The organism is Aeromonas sp. Y289-2, from assembly GCF_027705925.1.
Taxonomy (GTDB): Bacteria; Pseudomonadota; Gammaproteobacteria; order Enterobacterales; family Aeromonadaceae; genus Aeromonas; species Aeromonas veronii.
Window position 1 is genome coordinate 634,094 of sequence record NZ_JAPDCH010000001.1, and the last position, 20,536, is coordinate 654,629.

Sequence of the window (20,536 nt, forward strand, 5' to 3'; positions counted from 1 at the left end):
CCCTAATTGCCACTTTGAGAAGGTTGTGTTCAAGGTTGCCGCCCTATCATCTCCCATTCCAATCATAAAGAAGTTGTTTTTTTAATCATGACGTTAATGATGTGTATGGAGAAACATGCTGAACGCAGCAGCCGAAATCGATCCAACAGGAGTGTGATGATGAAGGTGTCCAATGCCGGAAGAGAGGTTTACAAACGCAGCTTGCTGACCCTGGCGCTGATCAGCGGTCTGAGTGCCTGTGGCGGCGAGACGACCCAGACGGCACAGACCATGCCCGCCGTCCCTGTGGTGGTCGCCGAGGTCAAGCTGACCGATGTACCGCTCACCACCGAGATGGTGGGAGAGACCGCCGGTTTTCGCGAGATTGATGTGCGCTCCCGGGTCAGTGGCATCCTGCTCAAGCGCACTTATGTGGAAGGCCAGCCGGTTACCGCCGGTCAGGAGCTGTTTCTGATTGACCCTGAGCCCTACAAGGTGGCGCTGGAGCAGGCCAAAGGGACCTTGGCTCAGGAGCAGGCCCGTCTCAACAAGGCCCGTGCCGATCGGGATCGCATCATTCCCCTCTTCAAGCGTCAGGTGGTGAGTCGCAAGGACTATGACGACACCATCGCCAACTACGAAGCGGCCATCGCCAGCCATCAGGCCGCTCAGGCCAAGGTGAAAGAGGCGGAGCTCAACCTCAGCTACACCCAGGTGACCGCCCCCATCAACGGCATGGCGAGCAAGAGCTCCCAGTCCGAGGGGAGCCTTATCTCCACCAGCGGCGACAACGGCCTGCTCACTACCATCACCCAATTTGATCCGCTCTACGTCAACTTCTCCTACTCGGAGCAGGATCGCCTCAACTTCGAAAACTCGGTAAAGAAAGGGGTGATTGAGGCGAAGGATGCCACCACCTGGCGCACCCATATTCGTCTGGCCGATGGCTCCCTCTACCCGGAGGCGGGCAAGCTCAACTTCTCCGACAACCGGGTCGATCCCCAGACCGGCACCATCCGTGCACGGGCCATCTTCGACAACAAGGACGGCGTACTGCTGCCCGGCCAGTTTGTCCGCATGACCATCGATCTGGGCACCCGCAAAAACGCCATCGTGGTGCCGCCGCGCGCCATCGTCCAGTCCCAGGCTGACCGCATGGTGATGGTGGTCGATGCCGACAACAAGGTGGTGCCCCGTCCGGTGACCCTGGGCGCGGCAGTCGACTCCGGCGTGCTGATCGAGAGCGGCCTGCAGGCAGGTGAGCGCTATATCGTCGAAGGCTTGATGAAGGCCCGCCCCGGCGCCGTGGTGAAACCTGTCTCTGCCGACGAGATGAAGGCGATCACCGGCAAGGTGGTCAGCCAGTCTGCGGCCAAGTAAGGAGCCCGTATGTTTTCCAAGTTCTTCATAGAACGTCCCATCTTCGCCAGCGTGATCTCGATCATTATCGTGCTGGGCGGGTTGGCGGCGATGCGAGCGCTCCCCATCGAGCAATATCCCCAGATCACCCCGCCGGTGGTCTCGGTCACGGCGTTTTATCCGGGCGCAACCCCGGAGGTGATCTCCCAGACCGTGGCAGCGCCGCTGGAGCAGCAGATCAACGGCGTCGAGCGGATGATCTACATGCAGTCGGGGTCGGCCTCCAACGGCCAGATGAACCTCAACGTCTACTTCGAGATCGGCACCGATCCGGATCAGGCCACCATCAACGTCAACAACCGGGTCTCGGCTGCCATGGCCCAGCTGCCGGAAGAGGTGAAAAAGCAGGGGGTGACGGTCAAGAAGAAATCGACCTCCATCCTGCAGGTGGTCACCCTCCAGTCACCGAACGGCTCGTTTGATACCACCTATCTGTCGAACTACGCCCTGCTCAACATCATCGACGAGCTCAAGCGGATTCCCGGCATCGGTGATACCACCTTGTTTGGCGGTACTGACTATGCGATGCGTATCTGGCTGCGACCGGATCGACTGGCCCAACTCGAGCTCACCCCGAGCGACGTGATTGGCGCCATTCGCGAGCAGAACACCCAGTTCGCGGCAGGCAAGATCGGTGCCCAGCCCACCACGGCCCCCATCGACTTCACCTACACGGTGCAGACCAAAGGGCGCCTTGAAGATGTGAAGGAGTTCCAGAACATCATCGTCCGCTCCATGCCCGATGGTTCCAAGATCCGGGTCCGCGATGTCGCCCGGGTCGAGCTGGGGGGCAAGGATTATGATCTGGTCGCCCGCGCCAACGGCAAACCGGCCATCGGTATCGCCACCTATCTGCAGCCGGGCGCCAACGCCGTCGCGGTCGCCGATGCGGTACACGCCACCATGGAGCGACTCAAGGAGCGCTTCCCGCAGGATATCGAGTACCAGATCCCCTACGACACCACCGAGTTCGTGAAGATCTCCATCGAAGAGGTGGTACACACCCTGTTCGAGGCGATCGTGCTGGTGTTCGTGGTGGTCTATCTGTTCCTGCAGAACTTCCGCGCCACCCTGATCCCCTGTATCGCGGTGCCGGTGTCGCTCATCGGGACCTTCGCCGGCATGCTGGTGCTCGGTTTCTCCATCAACCTGCTGACCCTGTTCGGCATGGTGCTTGCCATCGGTATCGTGGTGGATGACGCCATCGTGGTGCTCGAGAACGTCGAGCGGATCATGAGCGAGAAGAAGTGCTCCGCCAAGGAGGCTGCCATCCTCGCCATGCAGGAGGTCTCCGGTCCGGTGGTCGCCATCGTGCTGGTGCTCTGCGCCGTGTTCCTGCCGGTCGCCTTTATGGGCGGCATGACGGGTGTGATGTACAAACAGTTCGCCATCACGGTCGCGGTCTCGGTCGCCATCTCCGGTCTGGTGGCACTGACTCTCTCCCCGGCCCTCTGTGCCGTGTTGCTCAAAGAGGGACACCACAAACCCGCCCGCTTCTTCGTCTGGTTCAACGAAAAATTTGACCAGCTGACCCGCGGCTATGTTCGGGGTGTCGCCTTCCTGAACCGTCGGGTGGGGGTCGCCTTTGCCATCATCGCCGTGCTGATCCTCTCCATCTACGGCCTCTTCCTGAAAGTGCCGGGCGAACTGGTACCGAACGAAGATCAGGGCTACCTCATCTCCGCCGTCATGCTGCCGGATGCCGCCGCGATGAGCCGGACCCAGGCGGTGGCGGATCAGTTCGACAAGATCGCCATGGCCAACCCCCATGTGAAGGATGTGATTACCTTCTCGGGCTTTGACATTCTCTCCAATGCCATCATCAGCAACAGCGGCATGACCTTCATTACCCTGAAGGACTGGAGTGAGCGTCAGGGGGCCGGACAGGACTCCTTCTCGCTGGCCAAGACCTTCCAGGGCTTGAGCCTGATGGGGCTGGCGGATGGCTTTGTCGCCTCCTTCAACCCGCCTCCCATTCAGGGGATGTCCACCACAGGTGGCCTTGAGGCCTATCTGCAAAACCGTGGCACCGGCAACGCCCAGGCCTTCTCCGGCGAAGTGCAACGCTTCCTCGAAGCGGCCAAGGCGCGCCCGGAGTTTGCCAGTGTCACCAGCACCTACCGCGCCAACGTGCCGCAGGTCTATCTCGACCTGGATCGCGAAAAGGCCAAGGCACTGGGGCTGCCCATCAACGCGGTGTTCGACACCATGCAGGCCACCTTCGGCCAGGTCTATGTCAACGACTTCAACCAGTTCGGCCGTACCTACCGGGTGCAGTTGCAGTCCGAGGCAGACTATCGCGCCAAGAAGAGCGACATCCGCAACGTCTATGTCCGCTCCGACAAGGGGGAGATGATCCCGCTCAGCAGTCTGGTGACGGTGCGTGATGCCACCGGCCCCGAACTGGTCGAACGCTTCAACATCTTCCAGGCCGCCAAGATCATGGCCCAGCCTGCCCCTGGCTACAGCTCGGGTCAGGCCATCGCCGCGCTGGAAGAGGTTGCTAATGAAGCTCTTGGCAACGACGCCAAGCTGGAATGGACCGGCTCCGCCTATCAGGAGAAAGCGGCCGCAGGCAGCGCTGGCATGGCCTTTGGTTTCGGTATCGTGATGATCTTCCTCATTCTGGCCGCCCAGTATGAGCGCTGGAGCCTGCCGTTTGCGGTGATCACCGCCGTACCGTTCGCCCTGTTCGGTGCCCTGCTCGCCACCTGGCTGGTGGGGCTGACCAACAACGTCTACTTCCAGATCGGGCTGGTGACCCTGGTCGGCCTTGCCGCCAAGAACGCCATCCTGATCGTGGAGTTCGCGGTGATGAAGCACGAAGAGGGGATGAGCCTCATCGAGTCGGCACTGGAGGCGGCACGCCTGCGTTTCCGTCCTATCGTGATGACCTCGCTCGCCTTCATCCTCGGCTGTGTGCCGTTGGTGACCTCCAGCGGCGCCGGTGCCGCAAGCCGTCACGCCCTCGGCTGGCCGGTCATTGGCGGCATGCTGGCCGCGACCTTTATCGCCATCTTCTTTATCCCGCTCTTCTTCCGGCTTATCATGAGAGGGTCGGAAAAAAGGGCCTGACTATTCCGGTAAAGCTCACCAAGCCCCCCCCTCACGGAGGGGCTTTTTTATGTCGGTCCGTTACATCGCAAACAGATAGGCCTTCATCGCCTTGAGGCGTACGGTGGCGGCACCGATGATGTCGATAAAGCCAAGCAGCGGATGGGGTTTATGTGCCGAAATCCAGGCTGAGCCGGTTGCCCCAATTGGCAGGTCCACACCGTCCGGCACCAGCATGTCGAGTACCACTGTCCGACCATGGCTCGACATGTTGTTGCCCACATGCTGCCGTACATCTTGATCCCCCTGCGCAACACTCATCTGGGCCTCCCCCGTACCAGTAAGTACTGAGTGCACCCGTGCCCGAAAGATGCGCCCTGGATAGGCATCTACATAAAACTCGGCAAACTGGCCTGGTGCTATGTTGCGAAAACTCTGATCCGGAATGCGAAACTCCAGAAACTTGCGAGAAGTGTCGTATAGGTGCATGTTGCCGGTACGGGAACCGCTGGCAATATTGACTATCGAGACCTGACCATCAAACGGAGCCCTGATCACCTTCTCTTCATTCCGTCGCTCCTGCAAGGCCAGCTCTGTCTCTAGATTCAACACCTGAGCTTCAATCGCCTGAACCTTCGCTTCACTGGCACTCAGTTGCGCCAGATCGCCATCAATTTGGGTCTGCAGCTGGTCACGGCTCTGAATACTGGCAAAGTTACCCAACTGGGTCAGCCGAGCCAATTCCTTGTGATTGAGGTTCAGTCGTGACTGGATCGCTCGCTGCTGGCTTACCTCTGACGCCACCTGGGCATGCTGGGCGTCAATCTGATAGCTCAACGCCTGAGACTTACCGTTACTCTCCCAGTCCGCAAGACTATAAATGGGCTGACCACGCGCAACACGCTGATTATGCGCAACATAAATCTGATCTATCTGATGAAACTGGTTGATGCCTAGTAAGGGTCCCAACACCGCATGAGGTGCCTTGACCGTCGCCGAATCGGTAAAATCCACCGGAGCCAAATGGCGAGAGGTAGTCAACAAACCAAGCGCCAATAACGCGCCAATTGCGGTACTCCAAAAACCAGTTTTTAGGTTCCAAGGCAATATGTTCAGCTTGACCAGCAACCAGACGATCAGGATATAGGGCAGCAGGATCTCTTTCATGATGCCTCCCCCTCATGACGACCACGTCGAATACCATGGCCGATAATAAGGCTCATCCGCTCGCTCAACACATCCCAACGGGCAAAGGCGATGATGACGGCAAGCACCCACCAGGTCTTGTCGATAAACAGTCCGCACAAGGAGAGTGCAAACACCAGGGTGATATGCACCGACTCAGACACCTTGGCTCGATGCACAGCGATCTCATGCAGTTGCCACAGCAGATAGACCAGATAGAGGACCACATAGAGAGTGATCACAGTAATCACCCCCATAAAGATCTCGGAATCAAGCAGTACCATGATGGCTGGTAAAGCATGGTTGAACTTGGTCGCCTCAATTGGATATATGTGGGCACCTTTCGAGAAGAAGACAACCAGAGCGACCGTGACCAATATAAACGTCAGGCGCCAAAGCCACCGCGCTAACGCAGAGGTTGATTGTGATGACATTTGATGTTGTTCCTTGAGTAACGGATGAGCAAACAAGTGGGCCTCATGAGCCACCCAGCTAATAACGCGCATCAGGCTCGACCGGATCGGCGCGACGGGCAGGATGAAGAAGCCCCCAACCAGTGAAGGCTTGCAACTCAGAACTGGTGTTGCACACCGATGTTGAAGAAGTTCAGGTAGCTGTTGTTGTAGCTGCCGGACAAGTGCGGGCGACCGATCCCGTCCTGATCCACTGGCATATCCCCCAGCCAGGCCAGGGTATAGCTGGCTTCCACCTTGGTGGCTGGGCTCAACTGATAACTGGCCCCCAGCCCCCAGCGCCAACCAGAACCCACTGGAAGCATCACAGTACGGTACTCATCACTCACTGCACTACTGTCATAGCCAATTCCACTGCTCAAACGCAGTGCAGGGGTGACATCAACCTGTGCCCCCAGGCTGGCATGCCATGTATCCTTGTAATTCATATCAATGGTTTGGCTGCCCATGGCAGATGCCACATCGATATCGCCAAAACGGGACCACTGCTGCCAGTTGGCACTGGCCAGCAAGGCCCACTGGTCGTTGAGCTGGTGATAGCCACTTAGCGTAATGGTCTGCGGAATCATGATCTCGACCCCTAGACCTGCCACATCAGCACGTGGGAAGAGCTGATCTTCCAGCTCCCACTTCAGTTCGGAGAAGTAGCTCAGGCCGATACGGGAGTGCTGATCCAGCTCGTAAAGTACCCCGAAGGAGGCGCCATACGCCCAGTCGCTGTTGGAGAATTCCCGCCCTTCCCCCATCCCAGACGTCAGATCCACAGAGGCTTCCAGCGAACCATTCATGGCGATCAGGCTGGCTCCCACCGACCAATTTGAGTCAATGCGGTACGCCAGACTCGGAGCAAAGGCGATGCCGGTCAGCTTGGCCGACTGGGTATAACCACGACCATCCCAGCCATCGCCATAATCGATACCCAGACCGTGACTGCCAAAGACGCCGATACCTGCGACCCATTGATCGTCGATGGCATGAGTCAGATAGAGACTGCCGAGCGGCGCGGTCTGCAGGGCATTTCCACCGTTGTTACCGCCGTTGTCCAGATCCAGCTCAAGGTCGCCGTATACCACACCGCCATTGACCTGCAACTGGGTACCTTCCAGTTTGGTCATACCGGCCGGGTTGCTTGCGATAGTATCTGCCCCTTGGGCACGGGCGGCAGACCCTGCGTTGGCCAGCGCACTGTTGGCAGTGCTGGTCTCGTAGAGGGCAAGGCCGCCAGCCATGACTGAGGGACTCAGCAAAGCGGCAAGCATCAGCGACAGCAGTCGTGGCTGCATTTCAATACTCCTGAATAGTGAACATGGTGAGCACCCGGCAAGGTGTGCTGCTCAAAAACACGGTTTGACTCTTTGATTGTCAGCATCCGGGAGACCTGCGGCTTTATACTGCTCGCTCATGGCGTCACGGGATGGATAAGGTCGGCAAGCACTCCTGCCGCAGTCATTTATGCCGGAGCAAAAGAGTGAACCATCACGCCATCGTGGTAACTGACAGGGGCATCCTAACGGGATGAGGGGCATGCTTCATTAGGGTTGGGCATACGCAATGGTTAAGCATTGCTTAAATATCCCCCCCAACACAGCACCTCTATAACATCACTGGCTCCATTGACCTTCACCTCGTGGCAAGGTTTACAGTCCCGCCATCTGCTCCCTAAGGATGCCCGGATTGTCACTCACCCAGCTTGCGACAAGATTGCCCTCTGCCCTGCTAGCCCGGCTATTGCTGGCGCTGCTGCTCGTCTGCAATCTGACCCTCTGCATCAGCTGGCATGGTTCTCCCCTCTCCTCCGAGACGACCCCAAACAGGGCCCAGTCGATGGTGATGTTCGATTCATCCATGGTGATGGCGGATGGCGATATCTCTCATGCAATGCCCGCTATGGATCACCCGGGCGATGTCATGCCTCTCTCCTGCCATCAGGGAGACGAGAGGTCAGCCATGGGCGATGAGTGCCAGATGCAGACAGGCATCAATGCCCACTCCTTCGGCGCGATGACTCTGCTTGGGGTACTGGTCGCTCTGCTGATCTTTCCCTTGCTGCTTGGCAGCAACTTCGCAGCGTCACTGCTTGATAACTGGTTGCGGGATCCCTTCCTGCGATCGCGCGGTACTCACCCTCCCTCCTGGCCGCGCCGACACCTGATGCTGTCGGTGTTACGCCACTAGAAAGTCCTTCTCTTGCGGTACAGGCAAGCTTCAACTTGCCCGTTCTCTGCCGCCTTGCCTTACCCTGTGCCCCGGCCAAGCCGGTCCGCTCACAGGGAGCCGTGCGCACTGATACAGTTGCGCCCCGTTTGCCGCCAGCCCCTTGGGTGATGCCTTGCACCTCACCCGACCGGCGGCCTGCAAAAGAGAAGACGTATTATGTCACCAGCCCACTTTTCACCGTCCAAGGTTGCTGCCTGCGCGGACGCCTTATCCTCCTGCACTTTCTGCATGCAGATCCGCGCCGGAGGCCAGTCATGAACAAGACCGTCCTGATGTCGGCCCTGCTACTTGCCCTTGGCGCTGGTGGCGGCTACTGGGCCGCCAAACAGACCTCCGATGGCGCAAGCGCCAAAGAGAAGATACCCCTTTACTGGGTCAACCCCATGGATCCCCGCGACAAGCGCGATGCCCCTGCCAAGGACAACATGGGGATGGACTTTATCCCCGTCTATGAGGAGCAGAAAAACGGCTCGCCGGGCACAGTCACCATCAGCCCCGAGATCCAGCAGAACCTGGGGGTGCGACTGGCTAAGGTCGAGCGACTGCCTATCCACCAGCAGATCGAGACGGTGGGCTATGTCGGGTATGACGAGGATCGGCTGGAGGCGATCAACGCCCGCATGGCGGGCTGGATCCGCACCCTCGCCATCAAGAGCGAGGGGCAGCAGGTGAGCAAGGGGAGCCTTATTTACGAGCTCTACGCGCCGGATCTGGTCAACGCCCAGCACGAATACCTGCTCGCACTCAACACGGCCAACCCACTGCTGCTGCGCGCCGCCGAGGGCAAGCTCAAGTCCCTGCAGGTACCGGCAGATCAAATAGCGGCCCTCAAACGCAGCCGTCAGGTGCGCGAAACCATCAGCATTTACGCCCCCAGCAGCGGCTATGTCTCCGAGCTGAAGGTGCGCGAAGGCCAGTATGTTGAGCCCGCTGCGGCGCTCTTTAACATCAGCACTCTCAAGCAGGTGTGGGTCAGTGCCGAGGTGTTCGAGCGTCAAGCAGCCCAGCTGAAAGTGGGGGATCCGGTCACCATGACCCTCGACTATGCCCCCGGTCGCAGCTGGCAAGGTAAGGTGGATTACCTCTATCCGACCCTCGATGCCGCTACTCGCACTCTCAAGGTGCGGCTGCGCTTTGCCAACCCGGACGAGTTTTTGAAACCCAATATGTTTGCCAAGGTGAGCATTCGCACCGGGCAGGGAGAGCCACAATTGGTGGTGCCGAGCGAAGCGGTGATCCGCACCGGCAGTCAGGATCGGCTGGTGCTGGCGTTGGGGGATGGCAACTTCAAGTCGGTCGCCGTCACTCTCGGCCCCCAGTTTGGCGACAAGGTTGCCATCAAGGCAGGGGTAGAGGCTGGGGATAACATCGTCAGCTCGGCCCAGTTCCTGCTCGACTCCGAGTCGGCCATCGATTCGGACTTCCAGCGCATGACGGCGGTGCGCCCCGCTCAGGTGTGGACCCAGGGCGAGGTTGAAAGCATCGATCTGGCCAACCGCACCCTGATGGTCTCCCACCAGCCCATCCCCGAGTGGCAGTGGCCCGCCATGGAGATGGAGTTCACCGTCGCCGAAGGAGTCGACATCAGCAAGCTGGTCGAGGGGCAGACCCTGCACCTGCAGGTGATGCAGGAGGGGGATGAGTACCGCATCACCACCATCCATCAGGAGAAGGCACCCGCTACTGACGGCGACGCCAAGCGTGGAACGGATGAGATGGAGAAGATGGAAGGCATGGACCATAGCCAGCATCAGATGACGATGCCCGAGGTGGAGAAGAAGTCATGATCCCTGCCATCATTCGCTGCCTAGCAGGCAACTGCTCTCCGCTCTCTCTACTTGGTGAGAAAGGAGTTCAATCATGATTCCGTCGATTATTCGCTGGTCGGTGGGCAACCGCTTTCTGGTGCTGTTATTGACCCTCATGCTCACCGCCTGGGGGCTCTGGTCGGTCAAACAGACCCCGGTGGACGCCCTGCCGGATCTCTCCGATGTGCAGGTGATCATCAAAACCTCCTATCCGGGCCAGGCGCCCCAGGTGGTGGAGGATCAGGTGACCTACCCGCTCACCACCGCCATGCTGGCGGTGCCGGGAGCCACCACGGTGCGCGGCTACTCCTTCTTCGGCGACTCCTTCGTCTATGTGCTGTTTGACGACAACACCGACCTCTACTGGGCCCGCGCCCGGGTGCTGGAGTATTTGAGCCAGGTCGCGCCCAATCTGCCCGCCTCCGCCCGCCCCCAGCTCGGCCCGGACGCCACCGGGGTGGGCTGGGTCTATCAGTACGCGCTGGTGGACAAAACCGGCAAGCATGACCTCAGCCAGCTCACCTCCCTGCAAAACTGGTTCCTCAAGTACGAGTTGCAGACGGTGGAGGGGGTCTCCGAAGTCGCCACCGTCGGTGGCATGGTGCGCCAGTATCAGGTGCGGGTCGATCCGGACAAGCTGCGCGCCTACGGCATCCCGCTCTCCCTTATCGAGACCGCCATCAAACAGGGCAATCAGGAGACAGGCGCTTCCGTCATCGAGATGGCGGAAGCGGAGTACATGGTGCGCTCCAATGGCTATCTGAAAAGCGTCGAGGATCTGAAGCAGATCCCGCTCGGCACCACTGTGCGCGGCGCCCCGCTGCTGCTGGGGGATGTGGCAGATGTGGTCACCGGTCCCCAGATGCGGCGCGGCATCGCCGAGCTCAACGGCGAAGGGGAAGTGGTGGGCGGCATCATAGTGATGCGCTACGGCGAGAATGCCCAGCACACCATAGACGGAGTCAAGGCACGGCTGGCGGAGCTGAAAAGCAGCCTGCCGGAAGGAGTAGAGATCGTCACCGTCTATGATCGCTCCGACCTTATCCAGCGCGCCATCGACAACCTCTCCGGCAAGCTGGTGGAGGAGTTCGCGGTGGTGGTACTGGTCTGCCTGGCCTTCCTGTTCCACCTGCGCTCGTCGCTAGTGGTGGTCATCACCCTGCCCATCGCCATTCTGGTGGCCTTTATCGTCATGCACCTGCAGGGGATCAACGCCAACATCATGTCGCTCGGGGGCATCGCCATCGCCATCGGCGCCATGGTGGATGGCGCCATCGTGATGATCGAGAACGTCCACAAACACATGGAGCGGGAAGCGCTCACCGACAAGAACCGCTGGCGCATCATCACCGAGGCGAGCATCGAGGTGGGACCCGCCATCTTCTTCTCCCTGCTGATCATCACCATCAGCTTCCTGCCGGTGTTCGCGCTGGAGGCACAGGAGGGGCGGATGTTCCATCCGCTGGCCTACACCAAGACCTACGCCATGGCCGCCGCTGCCGCGCTAGCCATCACGCTGGTGCCGGTGATCATGGGTTACTTCATCCGTGGCAAGGTGCTGGCGGAGCAGGCCAATCCGCTGAACCGCTGGCTAAGCCAGGGCTATGTGCCGCTGCTCAAAGCCGTGCTGGCCCGTCCGAAAACCACTCTGGCTGTCGCCGCCGTGGTGACGGTGGCGGGCTTCTGGCCGCTCAAGTACCTCGGCTCCGAGTTCATTCCGCCGCTCGATGAGGGGGACATCATGTATATGCCCACCACCGCAGCCAATATCTCGGTGGGCAAGGCGCGGGAGATATTGCAGCAGACCGACAAGCTCATTCGTACCGTGCCCGAGGTGCAGAACGTGTTCGGCAAGGCGGGTCGCGCCGAGACCGCTACCGACCCCGCCGATCTGGTGATGATGGAGACCAGCATCCAGCTTAAACCCCGGGATCAGTGGCGCCCCGGCATGACCCCGGAGAAGCTCAAAGAGGAGCTCGACTCCCTCATCCGCTTCCCCGGTCTCACCAACGCCTGGGTGCCCCCCATCAAGACCCGCATCGACATGCTGGCCACCGGCATCAAGACCCCGGTCGGCATCAAGATAGCGGGGCCGGATCTCAAGGTGATCCAGCAGCTCGGCCAGCAGCTGGAACAGATCGTCGGCAAGGTGGAGGGCGCCTCATCGGTCTACGCCGAGCGGGTGGCGGGTGGCCGCTACGTCAAGGTGGATATCGACCGGCTCAAAGCAGCCCGCTATGGCCTCAACATCGCCGATGTGCAGGCGGTGCTCGCCACCGCAGTGGGCGGCATGGAGGTGGGCCAAACCATCGAGGGGCGCGAACGCTACCCCATCAACCTGCGCTACCCCCAGAGCTATCGCGATTCTGTAGCCAGCTTGGAGCTGCTGCCGGTGGTCACTCCAAGTGGCGCTCGCATCGCGCTGGCGGATGTAGCCCGGGTCTACATCAGCGATGAAGCCCCCATGCTGCGCAGCGAGAATGCACGCCTCAACGGCTGGGTCTACGTCGACATTCGCGGCCGCGATATCGGCTCCTTCGTCGATGAGGCCAAAGCCGAGGTGGGCAAGCAGCTGGTGCTGCCGGCGGGCTACGCCCTCACCTGGTCTGGCCAATACGAGTACATGGAACGGGCCAAGGCGCGCCTCGCCTACGTGGTGCCGCTCACGGTCGCCATTATCGTGCTGCTGCTCTATCTGGCGTTTCGCCGCGTTCAGGAGGTACTGCTCATTCTCACCACCTTGCCGCTGGCGGTGGTGGGGGGGATCTGGACCCTCTGGCTGCTCGACTTCAACCTCTCGGTGGCGGTCGGGGTCGGCTTTATCGCTCTGGCCGGGGTGGCGGTGGAGACCGGCGTCTTGATGCTGGTCTACCTCAACCACGCCTGGGACGACCTCGTCGCCAGCGGCAAGCCGGACAAGGCGGGGCTGCACCGGGCGGTGATCCACGGCGCCGCCCTGCGCCTGCGCCCCAAGATGATGACGGTGGTCACCATCATCGCCGGCCTCTTGCCCATCATGTGGAGCCACGGTACCGGATCCGAGGTGATGCAGCGCATCGCCGCCCCCATGATCGGCGGCATGGTGAGCGCGCTGGTGCTGACCCTGCTGGTGCTGCCAGCGGCCTATTACCTGTGGCGCAGTCGCAGCCTTGGCAAGGGCGCGAACCCGCAATCCGAATAACCCGATTTCACGATCCATATTGACTGAACGATGAGGAAACCATCATGAACTACAAGACGCTGACCCTGACATTGCTGCTTGGCTTTGCCACCCAGACCAACCTGCAAGCCGAAGAGATGATGCACCATGAAGGGCACGAGATGAGTCAGACGGGTGAGATGAGCGAACAGGCCGCAATGGTGATGACCAAGGGGGTCATTACCCGCCTCGATGAGGGGAGCGGCAAGGTCGGCATCAAGCACGAGGCGATCGAGAATCTCAAGATGCCCGCCATGACCATGGTCTTTCGAGTGGCAGATCCGGCCCAGCTCAAAGGGCTCAAGGTGGGGGATGCCATCCACTTTCATGCCGAAAGCCAGAGCGGCAAGCTCACAGTGACAGCCATCCAGCCGCAATAAACGGCTCTGGCTCGCCGAAGAGGTCACGATAGACAGTGACAACGCAAGAGGGAGGCATCAGCCTCCCTCTTCTTTTGGTAAACCTGTTCATGTGGTCAACCTCTGGCACGCGATGGCACTCAGCTGCGGGTTGCCAGCAACTGCTCCACATCCTCGATCACCTTGAGGGCCGCCTGCGGGCCGCCGCTCGAAGTCCAGAGCGATCCGTCCACGGCGCCAAAGCGCTTGGCCTTGATCACCGGCAGTTGCTGGAACGCCGGGGTCTGCTCCGCCTGACGCATGGCATCCACCGCATCACCGGTGGCACTCAGGGTACCGACCACCAGCCAGTCGGCATCCAGCAGATTGAGGGACTCCAGACTGAGCGCCGGTGAGTGGGGCGCGCCGGTACCCTGCTGCTTGCTTGGGCGCACCAGCCCCATCGACTCCACTACGCTGCTGGCAAAGGTGCCCTGATACATAAAGCTCGGCCCCTTGGGGTTCCAGCGCACTATGCTGATGCTCTCCCCCTGATGCTTGGCCAGCTTGCTGCGGGCCTGAGTCAGCCGCTCGGCATACTGCAGCAAGAAAGTATCCCCTTGCTGGTCGCGGTTGAGGGTGTGGGCGGTGCGGCGGAAGCTATCCTGCCACGGCTCACCCCACTTGCTGGTCACCACGGTCGGCGCGATCTCCCCCAGCAAGGTCAGCAGCTCGGGACGGGTCTGGCCGGTCAGGATAAGGTCGGGCTCCAGCGCAATCAGCGACTCCAGATTGGGGCTGTCGAGATCACCGATCACCTGGATCCCCATGCCCGCCTTGTTCAGCAAATAGCGAGGCAAGGTGGGTTGACCACGGCCATTGACGGCGCCGATGGGGATCAGCCCCAGGGTCAGGGTGCTGTCGAGTTCGAGCTCGCTCAGCACCACCACCCGCGTTGGCTGGACTGGCACTTGCACCTTCTGGCCAAACGCATCGGTCACTTCACGCATCTCCTGCGCCTGAACCAGCGGCGCGGCCAGCATCAGGATGGCTGCTGCCAGGGCGGCAAAACGCTTCATCATCTCACTCCTTCTCGTTGCACGGCCCGGATAATCGGCCGCGTGGATACACTCGGTGAGCCCACAGAACAGGCCCATATGACTCAACTCGCCGAACGCAGGGCGCAGCCATGTTCGTGGCGACGGGGCACGATAATGGGCGCCCCGTCGCCGGGGGCATGCAGAATGTCGACACTGGTCTGGTAGAGCCGGTCGATTAGATCCTTGGTCACCACCTCCCGGGCCGGGCCCATGGCGGCAATGCTCCCCTCGCCGATGGCGATCAGCTCGTCACAGTAGCGGGCCGCCATCGCCAGATCGTGGATCACCAGCAGCACGGTTTTGCCCTCGGCGGTGATGCGATGGATCGCCTCCATCACCTCGGTCTGGTGACCGATATCGAGGGCGCTGGTGGGCTCGTCGAGCAGCACCATGTCGCTGTCCTGCGCCAGGATCATCGCCAGCCACGCCCGCTGTGCCTGCCCGCCGGAGAGGGACGCGGCGCTCTGCTGCCAGATGCTTTCAAGCTGCATCCGCTCGCAGGCAATACGCACCATGCGGGCATCCTCCTCACCCCACTGATTGAACCAGCCCTGATGAGGGTGGCGGCCATACTGCACCAACTGCTCCACCAGAATGCCGGCAGGCAGGGTCGGCCGCTGGGGCAGATAGGCGAGCTCCCGCGCCAGCCCCTTCATGGGGTAGCTGGCAAGCGGCTTGCCTTTGAGCAGGATCTCGCCGCGTTGGGCTTTCATCTGGCCGGATAGCAGCTTGAGCAGGGTCGATTTGCCGCAGCCGTTGGGGCCGACGATCCCCACCAGCTTGCCTCTCGGCACGCTGAAAGAGATGTCCCGCAAAATGGGGGTCTGCTGATAGGCGAAGTGGAGGCGATTTACGGTGAGCGTCATCAGTCAGCCCTCTGGCGATCGTTAACGAGAAGAAACAGCAGCAACAGGCCGCCGAGAATGCGGGTCATGATGCCGGTCGCCACCTCGTGAGGGCTGGCCAGCACCCGAACCAGGGTATCGCTGGCAAGCAGCAGCAGGGCGCCGCTAAGCGCCGCCAGCCAGAGCGGCACCACCCGGTCTTTCACCAGCCAGGAGGCAAGAATGGGGGCCGCCATGGCGATAAAGACCACGGGGCCGCCGATGGCGGTGCCGAGCGCCGCCACCAGAATGGCCTGCGCCAGAATGCCCAGTTGCACCCGATCGCCGTTGACGCCAAGTCCTCTGGCCATCTCGGGGCCAAAGCGCAGCACCGCCAGCGAGCGGGAGAGATAGACGATCCAGGGGCAGAGCAGCAGCAACAGGATGGCGATAGGGGTGATGGTGCTGTAACCCACGGCGATAAAGCTGCCCATATTCCACAGATAGAGAGAGCTCAGGTGCAGCAGGGCCTGGGTGGACATCACAAACTGGCCGAGCGCCTCGAACAATTCGGAGAGACCGATACCGATCACCACGAACAGATAGCCCTGCTCACCCGGTTTGCGGCAGAGGGCATAGAGCACCAGCGCCGCGAAGATGGCGCCGATGGGGGCCGCCCACCAGGGCCAGCTGCCCACGGTCAGGTAGAGGGAGAAGACGATGATGGCCAGAGAGGCGCCGTTATTGACCCCCACCATATCGGGTGTGGCCAGCCGGTTGCGCACCAGCGTCTGCACCAGACAGCCGGAGAGCCCCATGGCCGCCCCCGCCACCACCACCCCAAGGATGCGCGGTAACCGGATCTTGAACAGGGTGAGCTGCTCAAGCCGGGTCCCCTCCCCCAGCAGGGTGTTGACCACCCCGGCAAAACCGAGCTTGCCGCCGCCAACGCTCAGGGCCAGCAGAGCAAGCGCCAGCAACGCCATGGCCAGCAGAGCCAGCCAGCGCCAGCTTGGCAGATTGATCAGCAAAGAGCGGTTGCCGGCCCGCAGGCAGAGCGTATCGGTAGGTGTACGCATCAGCCCCTCACTTGACGGTCAGCAGGGTACGAAAGCCCCCGCGATGAACGATGGCGATCAGCACAGGCGCACCGATCAGGGCCAGAATGACGCCGTTTGGCAGCTCGAACGGCTGGATCAGCCAGCGCGCCAGAATGTCGGCCAACAGCAGAAACAGCATGCCGAACAGAGCGGAGAAACAGACCTGCACCGACAGCTTTACCGGTTCCACCAGTCGGCCACAGTAGGCAGCCAGAAAGCCGACAAAGCCGATGGGGCCGGCGATGGCGATGGCACTGGCGGTAAACAGGGTGGCGGCCAGCAGCACGCCAATCCGCACCCGGTTGGGGTGGATCCCCAGCGCCTGTGCCTGACTATCCCCCATCTGCATCAGGGTCAGCTGGCGACAGAGCAGCAAGGTGATGACAAACGCCGCCAGCACGAAGGGCAGTACGGCAATGATGGCATCGAGATTGGCCGCCGACAGGGAGCCGAGGTTCCAGAAGCGGTACTGCTCCAGCACCATCTTGTTGGAGAGCAGCAAAAAGCTGGAGAGACCGCCGAAGGTGGCGGAGAGCGCCACCCCGACTAGAATGAGCTTGAGGGGGTTGGAGCGGCCAATCATCATGCCAAGCCCCAGCACAATCACGTTGCCGAGCAGCGCACCGAGTCCGGCCCAGAGCAGATAGCCGTAGGCGGACTCCACCCCGAACCAGGTGAGCCCCACCACCAGCGCAAAGACCGCCCCGGCGTTGACCCCGAGCAGACCGGGCTCCGCCAGCGGGTTGCGGGTCGCGCTCTGCAACAAGGAGGCCGCCAGAGATAAAGAGGTACCGACCACCATGGCGCAGAGGGTGCGCGGCAGTCGCAAGGTATTGAGCACCATGGCGAGCTTCTCGTCACTCGCCCAAGGCGCGTCACCCATCAGGTAGCCGAACACCTCGCGGGCACCATAAACACCCGCACCGGTGGCGAGCGAGAGACAAAGCAGTATGAACAGGAGGAACAATCCCAGCCAGAACAGAGGGGTCTGGTACTTAACCACCCTTTACGACTCCTTGCGTTGGGTCTGACAACATGCAGCCAAACCGACGTGAAAACAGGACGCTCTTGTGTCAACGGAAATAAAAACGCCGCCCGGACGAATACCCGGACGGCGCAATACTAAATGCAAATCATTTTTATTTGCAAGCGTGGATCAGGTATTCTTTCGCATCCGCTTAATTATCCATCACATCGTGACGGGTCTGGTGATAGGCCTCTTCACTCTTGCCCCGGCGCCAGTACGGCACGGCGTAGAGCGACTGACGATCCACCTCAAGCACGGAACGAAAATGGCGGCGCAGCGGCAGCACCAACGCCTCTTCCCCACCCAGCCAGAAGAAGCCGCCATCGCGCACCAGCGGCAGAGCAATCACATGCTCCAGCAGGCCGCTGGACTCGGGCTCGCCGACAAACCAGTGACAGCGCACCCCGACCGGTAGCGTCAATGGTTGAGCATCGGCCTGATCCGGCACCAGAATCGCAATTTCCCCTCTGGCATCTGCAGGCATCACCTCACACATCGCCATGATGGCGGGCAAGGCGGTGAGATCCCCCACCAGGCAGTAGTGATCGGCTGGTTGCAGCATGGGATTGGGGCCACCCGGCCCGGAGAGGATCACCTTCTCTCCCGGCTTGGCATGGGTGGCAAAGGCGCTGGCGGGTCCGCCTTCACCGTGCAGCACGAAGTCGATATCAATTTCCTGCTCATCACGGCGAAACGCACGGATGGTGTAGGTGCGGATCACCGGCTTGTCTGCCGGGTCACTCCAGCGCGGGCCGCTCGGGGTCATGGCAGGCAGCACCGGCTCTACCTGATGGGGCTGGGCCAGCATCACCTTGATATGGGCCCCACCGCAGGTAAAGGGATAGTCAGCCAGTTCGCTGCCACCAAAGGTGATGCGACGCAAATGGGGGGTGATCTGGGTAATGGCTTTGACAGTCAGCAGACGGGGGCGATTGGGAGGCAGAGATGGGGACACGATGGGGCTCCTCGTTGAGTGTGTCGCCCATGCTACACGCAAATAGGAATCACTATCAAATAAGATTATTTCTCGTCTAGTAGCTACAAGCTGGATTCAAACATCCCCAACCACTCGCGTCCACACCCCAATCCAGACATAGGCTTTATGCACGCTAGCTCCATGATTGGGCAAAGAAAGCAGCCGGACAACGCCATAGTCACAAAGGGTTCCATTTGCTTATTTCGACCATAGTTTTTCGAGATCAAATTTTATTTCCCAATAAGTTTCCTATCCTTAGTGAAGCAGTTAATGTAAGCACAGGATGCCAAACAGGATTGTATGATGGATGACCAGATCCTGATTATTGATGATGACGATCTCTCCCTCCCCGACGCACAGCAAGCGGGCTGGAAGGTGATGATTGTTGACGATGAGCCTGAAGTGCATCGCATCACCAAAATCACCTTGAACAAATTCGAGTTTGACAATCGCCCCATCGATTTTCTGCATGCCTATTCCGCGGCACAGGCCAAAGAGTTGCTGGCCACCACCCCGGACGTTGCCCTGTTGCTGCTGGACGTGGTGATGGAGGTCGACCACGCCGGCCTCGATGTCGTCAAATACGTCCGTGAAGATCTGCAAAACAAGATGGTACGCATCGTGTTGCGTACCGGCCAACCCGGCCAGGCGCCGGAAGATGACGTGGTCACCAACTACGACATCAACGACTACAAGGATAAAACCGAGCTCACCTCCCAGAAGCTGCGCACCCTGCTGCGGGCCAGCCTGCGATCCTATCGGGATATCCGCACCCTGGAGAGTAACCGTCAGGGGCTGGAAAAAGTCATCGAAGCCTCCAAGGGGATCTTTGAGAAACGGGCGTTGCGCCAGTTTGTCGAAGGCGCTCAGGAGCAGCTCAGCGCCCTGCTCCATCTGGGGGAAACCCAGATATACGACGTCAAGCAATACGCCTATGAGGTGAAGGATCAAGTATTGGAGCCCCTGCTCCCCGGCCATCCCGCCATGCTCCTCACAGAAGCGCCGGAGATCCTGCGCCAGGCGATGAGCAAGCGCAGCAATGTCTATAACGCCACCCAGATGGTGCTCTACTGCCAGAATCCGCGCCACCACCTGCTGTTCCACATCGAGACCACCCGCCAGCTCAGCCAGATCGATACCAGTCTGCTGACCCTGTTTACCGAAAACATCATAGTGGCGCTGGAGAATATCCGGCTCAATGAGGTTATCGCCGACAACCAGCGGGAGATCATCTATCGCATCGGCGAACTGGTCGAAACCCGTTCCAAAGAGTCAGGGCTGCACGTCAAGCGGGTCGCGCTCTATACCGAACAGTTCTGCCACCTGATGGGCATGAGCGAAGAGCAGAGCGAGCTGGTGAAACGTGCCTCGCCGCTCCATGATATTGGCAAGGTGGGAATTCCCGATGCCATCTTGCACAAGCCGGGCAAGCTGACAGCGGAGGAGTGGGAGATCATGAAAACCCACGCCCAGCTCGGGCAGGATATGCTCTCCGGCAGCGATCTGGCGCTGTTCCAGATTGGTGCCACCATCGCTGGCAATCACCATGAGAAGTGGAATGGCAGTGGCTATCCCCGCGGTCTGAAAGGGACGGATATTCCGCTGGAGGGGCGGATTGTGGCGCTGGCTGACGTGTTCGATGCCCTGGGTTCGGATCGCTGCTACAAGAAGGCGTGGCCGCTGGACAAGGTGCTGGCCCTGATTGAAGAGGAGAAGGGGCAGCATTTCGACCCCCAGCTGGTCGAGCTGATGATGGCCAATCTGGACAAGTTCCTCGAGATCCGCGAGCAGAACAAGGATGTCTATATCGGCGAACACTGATAGCCAGCTTGTTCTG

15 protein-coding genes are annotated in these 20,536 nt (G+C 60.4%); 7 read left to right on the top strand and 8 right to left on the bottom strand.

The window, feature by feature from the left end:
* The first annotated feature begins 159 nt into the window (after nucleotides 1–159).
* Nucleotides 160–1,359 (top strand): efflux RND transporter periplasmic adaptor subunit, encoded by a 1,200-nt coding sequence (locus OKC43_RS02775; protein ID WP_031227697.1) that lies wholly within the window; start codon nucleotides 160–162, stop codon nucleotides 1,357–1,359.
* A 9-nt stretch (nucleotides 1,360–1,368) separates the two neighbouring features.
* Nucleotides 1,369–4,473: an efflux RND transporter permease subunit gene (locus OKC43_RS02780; RefSeq protein WP_064341877.1), complete on the top strand. Its 3,105-nt coding sequence runs from the start codon at nucleotides 1,369–1,371 to the stop codon at nucleotides 4,471–4,473.
* Between the two features lie 60 nt (nucleotides 4,474–4,533).
* Here the strand turns inward: OKC43_RS02780 and OKC43_RS02785 are convergent, their stop codons facing one another.
* From OKC43_RS02785 to OKC43_RS02795, 3 genes are all read right to left on the bottom strand, one after another.
* On the bottom strand, nucleotides 4,534–5,619 hold the full coding sequence (locus OKC43_RS02785) for an HlyD family secretion protein (protein WP_005361696.1): 1,086 nt from the start codon (nucleotides 5,617–5,619) through the stop codon (nucleotides 4,534–4,536).
* A complete protein-coding gene (locus OKC43_RS02790) occupies nucleotides 5,616–5,921 on the bottom strand; it encodes a hypothetical protein (protein WP_021231217.1) in 306 nt (101 codons plus the stop codon). Before OKC43_RS02790 ends, OKC43_RS02785 begins: the two co-directional genes overlap by 4 nt.
* A 287-nt stretch (nucleotides 5,922–6,208) precedes the next feature.
* Nucleotides 6,209–7,393, bottom strand: coding sequence for an OmpP1/FadL family transporter (locus OKC43_RS02795; RefSeq protein ID WP_270803828.1), 1,185 nt, complete (start codon nucleotides 7,391–7,393; stop codon nucleotides 6,209–6,211).
* 391 nt (nucleotides 7,394–7,784) lie between these two features.
* Here OKC43_RS02795 and OKC43_RS02800 point away from each other — a divergent pair, with 391 nt between their 5' ends.
* The 4 genes from OKC43_RS02800 to OKC43_RS02815 all read left to right on the top strand — a co-directional run bounded on the left by OKC43_RS02800 (nucleotide 7,785) and on the right by OKC43_RS02815 (nucleotide 13,714).
* On the top strand, nucleotides 7,785–8,285 hold the full coding sequence (locus tag OKC43_RS02800) for a hypothetical protein (RefSeq protein WP_267511513.1): 501 nt from the start codon (nucleotides 7,785–7,787) through the stop codon (nucleotides 8,283–8,285).
* Between the two features lie 296 nt (nucleotides 8,286–8,581).
* Complete coding sequence (locus OKC43_RS02805) at nucleotides 8,582–10,114, top strand: efflux RND transporter periplasmic adaptor subunit (protein ID WP_270803829.1); 1,533 nt, start codon at nucleotides 8,582–8,584, stop codon at nucleotides 10,112–10,114.
* 73 nt (nucleotides 10,115–10,187) lie between these two features.
* Nucleotides 10,188–13,316: an efflux RND transporter permease subunit gene (locus OKC43_RS02810; protein ID WP_270803830.1), complete on the top strand. Its 3,129-nt coding sequence runs from the start codon at nucleotides 10,188–10,190 to the stop codon at nucleotides 13,314–13,316.
* A gap of 44 nt (nucleotides 13,317–13,360) precedes the next feature.
* On the top strand, nucleotides 13,361–13,714 hold the full coding sequence (locus tag OKC43_RS02815; protein WP_181221667.1) for a copper-binding protein: 354 nt from the start codon (nucleotides 13,361–13,363) through the stop codon (nucleotides 13,712–13,714).
* Nucleotides 13,715–13,833: 119 nt separating this feature from the next.
* On the opposite strand, the gene OKC43_RS02820 is transcribed toward OKC43_RS02815, so the two are convergent.
* From OKC43_RS02820 to OKC43_RS02840, 5 genes are all read right to left on the bottom strand, one after another.
* Entirely contained in the window at nucleotides 13,834–14,751 is a 918-nt protein-coding gene (locus OKC43_RS02820; RefSeq protein WP_333563046.1) for an iron-siderophore ABC transporter substrate-binding protein, read from the bottom strand.
* An 83-nt stretch (nucleotides 14,752–14,834) separates the two neighbouring features.
* Nucleotides 14,835–15,638, bottom strand: coding sequence for an ABC transporter ATP-binding protein (locus tag OKC43_RS02825; protein WP_270803832.1), 804 nt, complete (start codon nucleotides 15,636–15,638; stop codon nucleotides 14,835–14,837).
* Nucleotides 15,638–16,675 carry a FecCD family ABC transporter permease gene (locus tag OKC43_RS02830; RefSeq protein ID WP_270803833.1) on the bottom strand — a complete coding sequence of 346 codons (1,038 nt, stop codon included), beginning with the start codon at nucleotides 16,673–16,675 and terminating at the stop codon, nucleotides 15,638–15,640. The genes OKC43_RS02825 and OKC43_RS02830 overlap by 1 nt, the downstream gene beginning before the upstream one ends.
* A gap of 7 nt (nucleotides 16,676–16,682) precedes the next feature.
* Entirely contained in the window at nucleotides 16,683–17,699 is a 1,017-nt protein-coding gene (locus OKC43_RS02835) for a FecCD family ABC transporter permease (protein ID WP_270803834.1), read from the bottom strand.
* Nucleotides 17,700–17,874: 175 nt separating this feature from the next.
* Nucleotides 17,875–18,678 carry a siderophore-interacting protein gene (locus tag OKC43_RS02840; protein ID WP_042083976.1) on the bottom strand — a complete coding sequence of 268 codons (804 nt, stop codon included), beginning with the start codon at nucleotides 18,676–18,678 and terminating at the stop codon, nucleotides 17,875–17,877.
* A 324-nt stretch (nucleotides 18,679–19,002) separates the two neighbouring features.
* Here OKC43_RS02840 and OKC43_RS02845 point away from each other — a divergent pair, with 324 nt between their 5' ends.
* Nucleotides 19,003–20,520, top strand: a complete 1,518-nt coding sequence (locus tag OKC43_RS02845) for an HD domain-containing phosphohydrolase (RefSeq protein ID WP_139741499.1) — start codon at nucleotides 19,003–19,005, stop codon at nucleotides 20,518–20,520.
* Nucleotides 20,521–20,536 lie beyond the last annotated feature (16 nt).

Excerpts from the sequence above, each read along its gene's own strand:
- OKC43_RS02830 (WP_270803833.1), bottom strand. The coding sequence starts at position 16,675 with ATGCGTACACCTACCGATACGCTCTGCCTGCGGGCCGGCAACCGCTCT.
- OKC43_RS02780 (WP_064341877.1), top strand. The coding sequence starts at position 1,369 with ATGTTTTCCAAGTTCTTCATAGAACGTCCCATCTTCGCCAGCGTGATC.
- OKC43_RS02820 (WP_333563046.1), bottom strand. The coding sequence starts at position 14,751 with ATGAAGCGTTTTGCCGCCCTGGCAGCAGCCATCCTGATGCTGGCCGCG.
- OKC43_RS02790 (WP_021231217.1), bottom strand. The coding sequence starts at position 5,921 with ATGGTACTGCTTGATTCCGAGATCTTTATGGGGGTGATTACTGTGATC.
- OKC43_RS02815 (WP_181221667.1), top strand. The coding sequence starts at position 13,361 with ATGAACTACAAGACGCTGACCCTGACATTGCTGCTTGGCTTTGCCACC.
- OKC43_RS02795 (WP_270803828.1), bottom strand. The coding sequence starts at position 7,393 with ATGCAGCCACGACTGCTGTCGCTGATGCTTGCCGCTTTGCTGAGTCCC.
- OKC43_RS02810 (WP_270803830.1), top strand. The coding sequence starts at position 10,188 with ATGATTCCGTCGATTATTCGCTGGTCGGTGGGCAACCGCTTTCTGGTG.
- OKC43_RS02805 (WP_270803829.1), top strand. The coding sequence starts at position 8,582 with ATGAACAAGACCGTCCTGATGTCGGCCCTGCTACTTGCCCTTGGCGCT.
- OKC43_RS02775 (WP_031227697.1), top strand. The coding sequence starts at position 160 with ATGAAGGTGTCCAATGCCGGAAGAGAGGTTTACAAACGCAGCTTGCTG.
- OKC43_RS02785 (WP_005361696.1), bottom strand. The coding sequence starts at position 5,619 with ATGAAAGAGATCCTGCTGCCCTATATCCTGATCGTCTGGTTGCTGGTC.
- OKC43_RS02825 (WP_270803832.1), bottom strand. The coding sequence starts at position 15,638 with ATGACGCTCACCGTAAATCGCCTCCACTTCGCCTATCAGCAGACCCCC.
- OKC43_RS02845 (WP_139741499.1), top strand. The coding sequence starts at position 19,003 with ATGGATGACCAGATCCTGATTATTGATGATGACGATCTCTCCCTCCCC.